Raw genomic sequence first — 11958 nt, 5'->3', positions numbered from 1 at the left:
GCAAAATTCAGCGAATTTTACTGCATGATTTCCATTTGTTGTTCACTGACTTCCCGGAGAGGAAACGGTCTTTATCATGTTTGCAATAGCACCCGTACCCTGCACGCTGCGGCTGTCAGGCTCTAGGCTGGAAATGCTCCATCCCCATCTGTATGCCCCGCAGCTCGGTCGGCGAATACCCGTGCCATTTCTTGAACTGCTTGGAGAAGTGGAACGGATCGGCGAATCCTACGGAGGCGGCGATCTGGGATACGGTAAGCGGCTCCCGAAGCAGCTGTACGGCGCGCTCCATGCGCAGCTTCAGCAAATATTGCGCCGGGCTCCATCCGGTCGCCTTCTTGAACATTCTCGATAAATACGCCCGGTGATACCCGGTCTCTTTGGCCAGCTCCCCGATGGAAACCGGCCTGTGGTACTGCAAAACCAACCAGCGAACGGCGAGCCCGATTCTTCGATTCAGCTCCGCGTCAGCCGGACTTTCTCCCGTTCCCGCCGGATGCGGCGCCGCCGCCCGATCCGCGATCTCGGCGAATATTTGCCGCAAGTAGGCTCCCGCTCTCAGATCGCAGCCCGCTCTGCCCGTAGAGAGCGTAGTTTGAGTCCGGCCGAACAAGGCTTGCAGCCTGTGCATTCCCGAAACGTCGGCTACCGGAGCATCCGGGGTAATTCCCAGCTCTCCGAGCAGAACATCCGCCTCTTTCCCTCGGAAGCCGATCCATCTGTAGCTCCACGGCTCGGCTTCGTCGGACAAATAGCCGGACAACTCCCCCGGAAATATAAAAAAACAATCTCCCGCTTTCAACTCGCGCCGCTCCCCCCTGCAGGTGTAGCTGCCTTTGCCCGAGACGACCAAGTGCACCAGATGATAGTCCAGTACATGGGGTCCTACCCGATGCAGCGGCGGAGTTTGATTGCTGCCGGCGAATAGTACGGTCAGCTCCCCGGGTCTCGGGAACGGATTGATGGCGACACCGTATCGTTCCGTTTTCATTGGTTCAACCCTTCCCGCTTGTCGATCTTATCGACTATCATTGTACATCGAGAACCGGTTCCTGTGGACCTCCCATTTGTTGCCGTTCCCGCCTCGCTTATCCATGGCGCCGTCTGTTCGTTCAGGTTACATTTCTCCATGTCCAAGTCATCATTGTCTATGGCTGTATGCACAAGCCGTGACGTATGATTCCAATAGACTAACCGGCATATGGCTTACAGCAATTACTGTCAATCATTCTTCGGGAAGGTGTCCGTATGAAATTAAACGAAACGGTACATTTCGGCAAGGCAGCCGTCAAAGTCATTTGTGCGGATCGAACTTACCGCGACAGTCAAGCATCGGCGGAAGTGGCGGAAGGCGGGACGATTTACAGATGGGATTCGGTGTCCGCAGCTTTGGAGAGCGATGACAAGGGCGTATGCAGCGTCTCGCTCGGCAACGACGGTCCGGAAACGCTGCACCTGCAGCGCATTTGCATCGAGTGGCCCGCTGGATGGTTTACTCCCAGGCCGGACGCCCGGGACTATGTGCAGCTATACCATTCGCGGGATTTCTCCAAGCTTTCCGGCGTTCGCCCCGTTCACCGTCCGAACGGATGGTCGGACCCGGCCGACGCTTCCGGGATGGTTACCGTATTATCCCGGCGCGACGGCGGGGGCGCTCTTCTGATCGGCGCATTGCCGCCTTACGGCGACTGCTTCGTTGACATCCCCGTGCTCCATGAGAAGCCGCATCGCGACGGCGCGTTCGGTATCGGCATTCATCTTCATTCGCCGAGGCGGTTCGCACCCGGGCGCCGGGAAACGCTGGCGAACCTGATCGTGCTGGAGGGCCGGGACGGCGCCGAGCTGTTGGGGCAGTACGCCAAGTTTGCCCGCGAAAGGCTTGCCGGAAAGCTTCGTTTCCAGCCTCGCGCCTCCGGCTGGAATTCGTGGGATTATTACGCAGGCGCGGTCCGGCAGAGCGACGTTCTCGACAATGCGAAGGATGCACGAGAACGGTTCGGCGATTCGCTCCGTTATATGGTCGTCGACGAAGGGTACGAATGCCAGTGGGGAGTATGGGACGGCGGGTGGAAGTTCACGGATGGGTTGGCCGATCTTTGCGCGCAAATCAGACAATCCGGTTATGAGCCGGGAATATGGACGGCACCGCTCATGGTGAACGTGTATACTCCGCTTTACCGGGACCATCCCGATTGGTTCGTGAGCGACGGGCAGGGCAATGTGTATTTGAGAAACCTCGGCTACGGCAGCATGGCCCAGCTCGATATTACCCATCCCGAGGTCGTATTGCATATCGGAGAACAGTTCAGACGGCTTCGCCAAGCGGGATTTACGTATTTCAAATGCGATTTTACACAGCTGCTTCTCGGCGCATCCTCGTTCGCCAACCCTGCCATGTCGCATGCCGGGATGATTCGCAAGCTGTTCGAGGTCATCCGCGGCTCGATCGGCGACGATGTCTACCTGTTGGCATGCGGAGCGCCGTACGAAGCCGTCGCAGGGGTGGCGGACGCGCATCGCACGACCGGGGACATCCATAACTATTGGAGCCAAATCCGTCAAAATATACGTTCGATGCTGGCACGGTGGTGGATGCAGGACGCCTTCGGCAATACCGATCCCGACTTTGCAATAGTCCGCTGCGGCGAAACATCGGACGATACCGCTTTCAACCGTCGGCAAGGGCAAAATCCGTGGAGCGCGGGCGCAAACTGGTGCAGCGGCCGCCAAATGAATCTCGAGGAAGCCAAGACGCTGCTGCTCGCCTGCCTGCTTACCGGCGGAGACCTGATTCTCGGAGACGCTCTCGGCAAGCTGAACGCCACCGGCACCGAGCTGCTCGCCCGCATTCTTGAAGTTACGGTATCTCCGGGCATACCGGTCAATATGTTCGGGCATGACGGTGACGATCTGCCGATCGTAGTGGCCAAAAGCGGCAACCGAAAGCTGCTGGCTTTGTTCAATCTCAGTGACGATTACCGTGTGCAGAAGCTGCCCGAACCGTTTCGCCAGGGAGCCGGCGCCGGCGAATGGGTCGAATTCTGGAACGGCGAGCCGTGCGGGCCGTCTCCGACCGGCGAGATTGCGCTCGCGCCGCGTAGCGCTCGGGCATGGTTCGTGTCTGCGTAAGGAACAGATTCGCAAGGAGCGACCAGTCTAGGCATAGCGGCAAAAACGCCCTTAAGCAGCGGGAATTACCGGCGCATAAAAATAGAGGAAAAAAATCCACCTATTCCCGGCATTTAGCCCGATTCACCCGGTAGACGGGCAGCTAAATGCCAAAATAAGATCATTTTTTTCCTCTATTGCTTCAAAACCATAAAAGTGAGCGGAATAAGGACATAAATTTCCGCTATTCCGGTCTTCCCCGCGAAGCCGAAATCAGTCAGCGGCGAAAATTCCATTCGCCGCTTCCGTATTTTTCCGCAGCCAACCGGGCAGCCAACTCCTTCTCATATTCGGTCAGCTCCCCCTCCACGAGACGGACGCCAAGCCCTTCGCCGATTCCGTCATGAAATGCCGCTTCCGCTTGCGCATACGTCACGGTCGGCTTCCCCATCGCCCGGCAAATGTCGCCGATCGCTACGGCCTTCGTATGGAACGACTGCTTCAGCCGTTCCTTCACCCGTTCGTTCGAGAAACGAAGCAGCGAGAAAAGCTGATCCACATCCATCTCGAGCAGGATCGACCCATGCTGTAAAATGACCCCTCTCGATCTCGTCTGGGCGCTCCCGGCGATTTTGCGCCCTTCGACGACGAGCTCGTACCAGGACGGGGAGTCGAAGCAGGCGGCCGATCCGGCGGTAGAGGCATACTTCGCTTTCTCTTCCTCCGCCCCAAGGTTAACCATCTCCGCGCGCAGTCCCAAATTGCGGAACCCGCACAGCAGCCCTTCGCTTAATACGCGGTAAGCCTCGTTCACGGTCGTCGGCATGTCGGGGTAATCTTCCGAGACAATCATGCTGTACGTAAGCTCGCGATCGTGCAGCACCGCCCGTCCGCCCGTCGGCCGTCTGACGAAGCCGATTCCTTGCTTGCGCAGCTCCTCGAAATCAACCTCGTCCTCCGCCCGCTGGAAGTAACCGATCGACAGCGTCGCCGGCTCCCAACCGTAGAACCGTACCGTCGGCGGCGTCTTCCCTTCGCTGTGCGCGATCAGCATCGCTTCGTCAATCGCCATATTGTCGGCCGGCGTGCCGTTGCCCGACTTTATAAATCTCCAGACCGTCTCCGGCATGGATTCTTCCCCCTCTCGGCAAATCGCAGACTTCAATATGAATAAAAAAAGAGCCCCGCAGCCAATCCCGCGGGTACTCCGTGTACAAGCAAGCTGTTCTATTTATCCTACTACTTTTCACCCGGAATTACAAAGTTCGTTAACCGCAAGTACAGTTCAGAACCGGCTTACGGGCCGCTTGCGCTTCGTCCAGCCGTTTCACTACGGTCGTGTATGGCGCGTTTACGACGAGCTCCGGATTTTCTTCGGCTTCCTTGGCGATTTGGATCATCGTATCGATGAAAGCGTCGAGCGTTTCCTTGCTCTCGGTTTCCGTCGGCTCGATCATGATGCATTCCTCGACGTTCAACGGGAAGTAGATCGTCGGCGGATGGTAGCCGAAATCGAGCAGCCGCTTGGCGATATCGAGCGTACGCACGCCGAGCTTCTTCTGCCGTTTGCCGGACATGACGAACTCGTGCTTGCACGGCCGGTCGAACGGCACGTCATAGTGGGGCGCGAGCCGCTTCATCATGTAGTTGGCGTTCAGGACGGCGTTCTCGGATACTTGGCGCAAGCCTTGGCCGCCAAGCGTACGGATGTACGTATAAGCCCGCACGAGGATGCCGAAGTTGCCGTAAAACGCCTTGACGCGTCCGATCGATTGCGGATAGTCGGAATCCAAATAATACGTGCCGTCTGCTCTGCGCGCAACATTCGGAGCCGGCAGGAAGGGGACGAGCTTCTGCTTCACGCCGACCGGACCCGCGCCGGGACCGCCGCCGCCGTGAGGCGTGCTCATCGTTTTGTGCAAATTCAAGTGAACGACGTCAAAGCCCATGTCGCCCGGACGCGCGATGCCGAGGATAGCGTTCGAGTTGGCGCCGTCATAGTACAGGAGGCCGCCCGCTTCATGAACGATGCGTGCGATTTCGACGATTTGCTCCTCGAACAAGCCGAGCGTGTTCGGGTTCGTCAGCATGAGCGCCGCCGTATCGGAGCCTACCGCCGCCCGGAGCGCATCGAGATCGACAAGTCCTCTGTCGTCAGATTTGATCGTGATCGTATCGAAGCCCGCAACCGTCGCGCTGGCCGGGTTCGTGCCGTGCGACGAATCGGGAACGATTACTTTCGTCCGCGTCTCGCCGCGGCTCTCATGATAAGCGCGGATCAGCATAAGGCCGGTCCACTCCCCGTGAGCTCCTGCGGCAGGCTGCAGCGTTACCCGGTCCATGCCGGTAATTTCCGCCAAGTCGTTTTGCAGCGTATACAGCAGCTCCAACGCGCCTTGGATCGATTCCTCCGGCTGGTATGGATGAATTTTCGCGATACCCGGGAATCTCGCCACGTCTTCGTTAATTTTCGGATTATATTTCATCGTACAGGAGCCGAGCGGATAGAAGCCGTTGTCGATCCCGAAGTTCCGTCTCGACAGCGCCGTATAGTGGCGCATAACGTCTACCTCGTATACTTCCGGCAGCTCGGCCGGCTTCGTGCGCAGCAGCTTCTGCGGAATCAACTCTTCTACCGGCGTCTCGGGCACATCGCATTCCGGCAGCGAGTAAGCGACCCGGCCCGGCTTGCTCAGTTCGAAAATCAAAGCCTTGTCGTGCTTCACCGGCCGCTGTTCCTGCGCTTCCGCCAGTTTCGTTTCGATCGTGCTCATAGCAGCTCCTCCAATCTGTCGGCAAACTGTTCGATATCTTCTTTGGTCCGCTGCTCCGTAACTGCGACCAGCATGTGGCCTTTCAGCTCGGGATAGTCGCGACCGAGGTCGTAGCCGCCGATAAAGCCATGCTCCAGCAGCTTGGAGTTGATCGTTCCTACATCGGCGTCGTCGCCCAGCTTCACTACGAATTCATTGAAGAACGGCGATGCGAAAGCAACCTCAAGCTTGTTGCGGGCACCGATCATTTTCGCCGCGTAATGCGCCTTTTGAATGTTCAAGCCGGCTACGTCGCGGATGCCTTCCTTGCCCAATGTCGACAAATAAACCGAAGCGCACAGTGCAAGCAGCGCCTGATTCGAGCAAATGTTCGAGGTCGCCTTCTCGCGGCGGATATGCTGCTCGCGCGCTTGCAGCGTCAGCACGAAGCCGCGTTTGCCGTCGCGATCGACCGTCTGGCCGACGATCCGGCCGGGCATGCGGCGCATCCATGCGTCGGATACCGCAAAATAGCCGCAGGAGGGGCCGCCGAACGAAGCCGGAATGCCAAACGGCTGCGTATCGCCGACGACAATATCGGCGCCGAGCTTGCCCGAAGGCTCAAGCAGGCCGAGCGACATCGGGTTGCAGCTTACGACGAGCAAACCGCCCGCCCCGTGGATGATCGGCTCAATCGCCGCCACATCCTCGATGCAGCCGAAGAAGTTCGGCGATTGCACGATGATTGCGGCCGTATCGGCGCCTACTGCGGACATAAGCTCATTCAGGTTCGTCACGCCGTCGGTATAGCCGACCTCGATCACATCGAGGTTCAATCCGCGTGCCGTCGTCCGCAGAATAGCCCGCGCTTCCGGATGCACCGCACGGGATACGACGATTTGGCGGCGCTTCGTCGCGCCGTGCGCCAAAGCGCCCGCTTCGGCAAGCGCCGTTGCGCCGTCGTACATCGAGGCATTCGCGACCGTCATGCCGGTCAGCTCGCAAATGTAGGATTGAAATTCGAAAATGGCTTGAAGCTCGCCTTGCGAGATTTCCGGCTGATACGGCGTATAAGCTGTATAAAACTCCGATCGGGAGATGACGTGATTGACGACTACGGGCAGATGATGATCGTACATGCCTGCGCCCAGGAAGCTCGCGTACCGGTCAAAATCGGCATTGCGGCCGGAAAGCGTGCGCATATGGCGAAGCATCGCCTGCTCGTTCAGTGCCTCGGATATGTTCAGCTCGCCTTGGTAGCGGACGCCAGCCGGTATGTCGGCGAACAATTCGTCGACGGAGGCGACGCCGACAGCCGCGAGCATGTCCTTGCGGTCTTGCTCGGTCATCGGTAAATAGCGGTGTTTCATCGCTTGATGCTCCTTTCGGGATATGAAGCTGCTGCATGTTTTTCTTGCACTAAGAACCGGTTGAGTGGATGGTCGTTCATTAAGGTACATTTGAACACTATCCGAGCTCGAACGGGCGGTTTCGGAGCAAATAAGGTACATTTGAACGTTATTCCGCCCGCCTTCTTGCTTTTAAGCTTTCGGACGCTTGTAGAAAGGCGTCGGCACGACTTTCGCCCGCAGCTTCTTGCCGCGGATTTCGACGAGCACCTCGGTGTCGTTCGCCGTAAAGGCGGTCTCGATCAGCGCCAAGCCTACGTTGCGCTTGAACGTCGGCGATTGGGTACCTGTCGTCACTTCGCCGATAAGGCGTTCCCCATCCGGCGAATAAACCGGATAATGCGCGCGCGGAATGCCCCGGTCGATCATCTCGATGCCGACGGATTTGCGCGGCAAGCCTTGCGTCTTCTGTGCGGCCAGCGCATCGCGGCCGATAAAGTCGCCTTTGTCCAGCTTCACGAAGAAGCCGAGACCCGCCTCCAGCGGGCTGATGTCCGCGGACAGCTCCTGGCCGTACAGCGGCAGACGCGCCTCGAAGCGGAGCGTATCGCGCGCGCCCAAGCCTACCGGCTCCAGACCATGCTCACGGCCCGCATCCAGCAGAGCATCCCACAACCGGATGACATCCTTGGCGCTTACATACAATTCGAAGCCGTCTTCGCCGGTATACCCGGTTCTCGACACGAGAGCGTGCACTCCGTCGACAACTACGTCCGGCAAGAATCGAAAGCTTCGCAGCTCGCCGATCGGGGCTTCGGTCAGCTTGGATAATACCGCTGCCGCAAGCGGACCTTGCAGCGCGAGCAGCGACGTATCGTCGGATACGTTCTCCAGCTTCACATTTCCTTCAACGTGCTCTTCAAGCCACGCGAAATCTTTCTCGATATTCGAAGCGTTGACTACAAGCATGAACCGGTCGCCGGCCAGCTTGTATACGAGCAAATCGTCCACCACTCCGCCGTTCGGATAGCAAAGCAGGCTGTACTGGGCTTGATTTGTCTCCAGCTTGGACAGATCGTTGGTCGTGACCTTCTGCAGAAACGATTCCGCATCCGCTCCCGTTACCCAAAACTCGCCCATATGCGACACGTCGAACAGACCGGCCCGCTCACGCACCGCGTCATGTTCGTTCTGAATTCCGCCGAATTGCACCGGCAAGTCCCATCCGCCGAAATCGATCGTTTTCGCTCCATGCTTGGCATAGACCGGGAAAAGCGGAGTTTGCTTCAAAGACGTCATACGTTCACCTCGTTGGGAAGGTATTCATTTCGCCCCGTTCACCGGGGGAGTTTGACTTAGTTTTCCTCCATGCGGCCATTTTCACTCCGGCGATGCGAGACGCAAAAAGGACACGGCAAAACGAAGCACGCTTACCGCAGCAAGCATACGTCCTTTTGCCCTGTCCTTGTACCTGAGAGTTCCCTAAGCGCCGATAAAGTTGTTGCCGCCGCAAAGTTACCCCTTGGGTGGTCCGCTTCCCGTCCTGGCCGCATAGTGGGCCTGGAGGGTCGAACGCTCTCCAGAGATGCGTCCGGATCAAGTCCTTTTGCCTGAGAGATTCACCGCTTGAAGCGGCTTACTCCTTCGGCGCCGCCTTCCCTCCCCGTCCGATGCGCGCATCGTTTACCCCGGGGTGAGAGGCAATCTCTCCTTGAACCTTCATCCGCCGTATTCAGTTGCCGATTACCTACACCATTTTACATGATTCGAGCCGTCTCGGAAAGGGGAATTTTTCCGAGTAAACGGAAAATCGGTCAAACCGCGGTTAGCGGAAAGCCGGTTCGTCCCGCCATATCGGCAAACCGCCCTCTTCCGACGGCTTCGTTATGTTTCCCCATCAATTGGTTAATACTAGATGCTATGCCCCCGAAAGTGGCGGAGACGCAAGGAGGATACGCGAATGATTTCGGCATCAACGGAACACGTACGCAGCCTGAACGACCATCTGAACATCCATTTCGACCGTTCCTGGTTCGAAGAACTGGAAGCGCGCGTCCACAAAAACGGTCCGTGGGACGACTGGACGATGTACCAGCTCGCCTGCGAAGCCGAGCAAGCCGGATTGATCGCGAGCTTCGACGATCTCCTATGCTTGCCGCATATCCGGCAGCTCAAGCCGCTCCCGCACCAGATCGATACGGCCAAAAAGGTGCTCTACGAAATGCGGGGTCGGGCGATTCTCGCCGACGAGGTCGGGCTTGGCAAGACGATCGAGGCCGGACTCATCATCAAAGAATATTTGATCCGCGGGCTCGTCCGCAAAGTGCTCATTCTCGTACCCGCCTCCCTTGTGCTCCAATGGGTGCGCGAGCTGAACCAGAAGTTCGGCATCCCCGCCGTGGCGCAGAAGAAAGAATATATGTGGACCCAATACGATGTCGTCGTCGCCTCCATGGATACGGCCAAGCGCGATCCGCACCGCGAAATCGTGCTGAACCAGGAATACGATATGCTCGTCGTCGACGAAGCCCATAAGCTGAAAAACAAAAAGACAACCAACTACAAGTTCGTCCAGGAGCTGCGCAAAAAATATTGCCTGCTGCTGACGGCGACCCCGGTCCAGAACGATCTGGGCGAGCTGTACAACCTGATCACCCTGCTTAAGCCGGGACAGCTTGGCGGTCAAGGCCACTTCGCCGCCAACTTCGTCGTGGACAAGCGGCTGCCCAAAAACGAGGACAAGCTTCAAGAGGAGCTGTCCAAAGTGATGATCCGCAACCGCAGAGGAGACGGCGAGCTACAATTTACTTCGCGTATCGTCAAAAACATCCCGCTCACGCTTTCTCCCGACGAGCAGGCGCTCTATGACGGAGTATGCGATTTCGTGAAGGGCCGATACCAGGATGCCCGGGGAGATATCGGCAGCATGCTGTCCCTCGTGACGCTGCAGCGGGAAGTATGCAGCAGCCGCGACGCCGTGTTCCTGACACTGGTCAACCTGTTCAAAAAAATGGCGGAGGATTCTCCGCTGAGGCCGAAAATATGGGAGCTCGTCGAGCTGATCCGCAGCATCAAATCGAATACGAAAGCCGAGAAAACGTTGGAGCTGATCCAAAATATAGGCGACAAGACGATCGTCTTCACCGAATATCGGGCTTCTCAAGAATATTTGCTCCAATATTTGAAGCAGCATAACATTGTCGCCGTTCCTTATCGGGGTGGGATGAACCGGGGTAAGAAAGATTGGATGATGGACCTGTTCAAAGGCCGCGCTCAAGTGATGGTCGCAACCGAAGCCGGCGGTGAGGGCATCAACCTGCAGTTTTGCCACCATGTCGTCAATTTCGATTTGCCATGGAATCCGATGCGGGTCGAGCAGCGGATCGGCCGCGTTCATCGGCTCGGGCAAACGGAAAACGTGCAAATTTTCAACTTGTCGACGGTCGGTACGATCGAGGAGCACATTTTGTCGCTGCTGCACGAGAAGATCAACATGTTCGAAATGGTAATCGGAGGGCTCGATACGATTCTCGAGCGGTTCGAGAAGAAAACGTCGCTCGAATCGAGCTTGTTCAAAATGTGGGCGGAATCGAAGTCGGAGCAGGACATGCGTGTTAACCTCAACCGGCTCGGCGACTCGTTCCGTTCGATCCGCGACGAAGTGGAGCAGGAGCGCGGGCAGAAGGCTCATATCGGAGCCATCTTGAATGCCGTCGGACAAACCATAGCACCGGATGCGGAGGTAAGCTCTTGAATACGAAACAAATCCAAAAATTCGCGCTCCGTTATTTGGATGCGACAGGCTGCCACGTCATCGAGAAGCACCCCGCCTACGTTACGGTGAAGCTTTCGCCGGAGGCGGACAAACGCTTGACGAACCGTTCGTATTACTGGGGCTTCGTAGAGCGGACGGGAGCCGTCCCGGAGACGATGACGTTTACGTTTATTTTCGATCCGGACAAAGTGCGGGCCGAAGCGGAAGCCAAAGCCGCCCAAGAAAGAAGCCAGCCGTCCGCCGCGACGCCTCAAGTGCTTGGACCATCCGGTCAGCCGCTCGGTCAATCGGGCGATTCCATTCTCGGCCGGTATTTCGGCGTAACCGCAGGCGGGAGCGGCACCGGCACATTCGGACCAGGCCGAATTCCGCGGGAAGAAGTAACGTTCGGAAGCAAACGACTGCTGCAGCTGTTCGATGCGGTGAAATCGACCGGCAAGCATGTTCAGCTGTTCGAGGAGCCCGATCCTGCCACGCGGACCGCCCCGGGCTCGTCCGGTTACAACTCTTACCTGTGCGTCAACATGAAGATCGAGCTCGAGTGCGACATGAAGCGGGACGAGCTTCATTCGATCGGGGTCGATTTATCGACCGGCGAGCTGCATGAATCGTTTCACGAAACGATCTCGGGCAAGAAGCTCACCCCCCGGCTCCCGCCGAACGTATATATCGCGCGTCCTGCCGTCACTCTGGCCCGGGCCCGCACGATTGTCGAGCAGCATGCGGAGAAAATGCTGAAACGGTACGATCACAATTGGGCCGCGAAAGCGCATCAGCGATTGAAAGACGAGCTCGAACGAGTCGACAGTTACTATGAAGACGCCGTGAAAGGGCTGGAGGAAGAGCCGAGAAGGGAGGCCGAGGAGCAATGGAGCAAGCGCCGGGAGGAGCTCGATTGGCAATACCGGCCGAGAATCCGCGTTTCTGTCGTAAACGGCGGTCTTTTTCATCTGAAACGCCCTTGAACGGCATG

8 protein-coding genes and 1 riboswitch are annotated in these 11958 nt (G+C 57.6%); of the genes, 3 read left to right on the top strand and 5 right to left on the bottom strand.

The genetic code is table 11. From position 1 onward, the window contains the following. Positions 1-115: 115 nt before the first annotated feature. Positions 116-991 carry an AraC family transcriptional regulator gene (locus FE783_RS20710; RefSeq protein WP_138881292.1) on the bottom strand — a complete coding sequence of 292 codons (876 nt, stop codon included), beginning with the start codon at positions 989-991 and terminating at the stop codon, positions 116-118. Between the two features lie 257 nt (positions 992-1248). On the opposite strand from FE783_RS20710, the gene FE783_RS20705 reads away from it, so the two are divergent. Continuing rightward, entirely contained in the window at positions 1249-3129 is a 1881-nt protein-coding gene (locus tag FE783_RS20705) for an alpha-galactosidase (RefSeq protein ID WP_138881291.1), read from the top strand. Between the two features lie 256 nt (positions 3130-3385). On the opposite strand, the gene FE783_RS20700 is transcribed toward FE783_RS20705, so the two are convergent. The 4 genes from FE783_RS20700 to gcvT form a co-directional block, all read right to left on the bottom strand. Then, complete coding sequence (locus tag FE783_RS20700; protein ID WP_138881290.1) at positions 3386-4237, bottom strand: lipoate--protein ligase family protein; 852 nt, start codon at positions 4235-4237, stop codon at positions 3386-3388. Positions 4238-4376: 139 nt separating this feature from the next. After that, positions 4377-5882 (bottom strand): aminomethyl-transferring glycine dehydrogenase subunit GcvPB, encoded by a 1506-nt coding sequence (gene gcvPB / locus FE783_RS20695; RefSeq protein WP_202916225.1) that lies wholly within the window; start codon positions 5880-5882, stop codon positions 4377-4379. After that, the gene (gene gcvPA, locus FE783_RS20690) at positions 5879-7231 is read right to left on the bottom strand and encodes an aminomethyl-transferring glycine dehydrogenase subunit GcvPA (RefSeq protein ID WP_138881289.1); all 1353 of its coding nucleotides are present in this window, start codon (positions 7229-7231) and stop codon (positions 5879-5881) included. The genes gcvPB and gcvPA overlap by 4 nt, the downstream gene beginning before the upstream one ends. Before the next feature lie 171 nt (positions 7232-7402). Beyond that, positions 7403-8509, bottom strand: coding sequence for a glycine cleavage system aminomethyltransferase GcvT (gene gcvT, locus FE783_RS20685; protein WP_138881288.1), 1107 nt, complete (start codon positions 8507-8509; stop codon positions 7403-7405). Positions 8510-8798: 289 nt separating this feature from the next. Then, positions 8799-8933, bottom strand: a riboswitch (glycine riboswitch). Positions 8934-9170: 237 nt separating this feature from the next. On the opposite strand from gcvT, the gene FE783_RS20680 reads away from it, so the two are divergent. Together FE783_RS20680 and FE783_RS20675 are read left to right on the top strand one after the other, a co-directional pair. Further along, on the top strand, positions 9171-10964 hold the full coding sequence (locus FE783_RS20680; protein WP_138881287.1) for a DEAD/DEAH box helicase: 1794 nt from the start codon (positions 9171-9173) through the stop codon (positions 10962-10964). Beyond that, positions 10961-11950, top strand: coding sequence for a YqhG family protein (locus FE783_RS20675; protein ID WP_138881286.1), 990 nt, complete (start codon positions 10961-10963; stop codon positions 11948-11950). The genes FE783_RS20680 and FE783_RS20675 overlap by 4 nt, the downstream gene beginning before the upstream one ends. The last annotated feature ends 8 nt before the right edge of the window (positions 11951-11958 follow it).

It is taken from the genome of Paenibacillus mesophilus (assembly GCF_005938385.1).
In the GTDB taxonomy this organism is placed as follows: Bacteria; Bacillota; Bacilli; order Paenibacillales; family NBRC-103111; genus Paenibacillus_AB; species Paenibacillus_AB mesophilus.
This window is presented reverse-complemented; position numbering and strand designations above follow the sequence as displayed.

Excerpts from the sequence above, each read along its gene's own strand:
- FE783_RS20710 (WP_138881292.1), bottom strand. The coding sequence starts at position 991 with ATGAAAACGGAACGATACGGTGTCGCCATCAATCCGTTCCCGAGACCC.
- FE783_RS20705 (WP_138881291.1), top strand. The coding sequence starts at position 1,249 with ATGAAATTAAACGAAACGGTACATTTCGGCAAGGCAGCCGTCAAAGTC.
- FE783_RS20700 (WP_138881290.1), bottom strand. The coding sequence starts at position 4,237 with ATGCCGGAGACGGTCTGGAGATTTATAAAGTCGGGCAACGGCACGCCG.
- gcvPB (WP_202916225.1), bottom strand. The coding sequence starts at position 5,882 with ATGAGCACGATCGAAACGAAACTGGCGGAAGCGCAGGAACAGCGGCCG.
- gcvPA (WP_138881289.1), bottom strand. The coding sequence starts at position 7,231 with ATGAAACACCGCTATTTACCGATGACCGAGCAAGACCGCAAGGACATG.
- gcvT (WP_138881288.1), bottom strand. The coding sequence starts at position 8,509 with ATGACGTCTTTGAAGCAAACTCCGCTTTTCCCGGTCTATGCCAAGCAT.
- FE783_RS20680 (WP_138881287.1), top strand. The coding sequence starts at position 9,171 with ATGATTTCGGCATCAACGGAACACGTACGCAGCCTGAACGACCATCTG.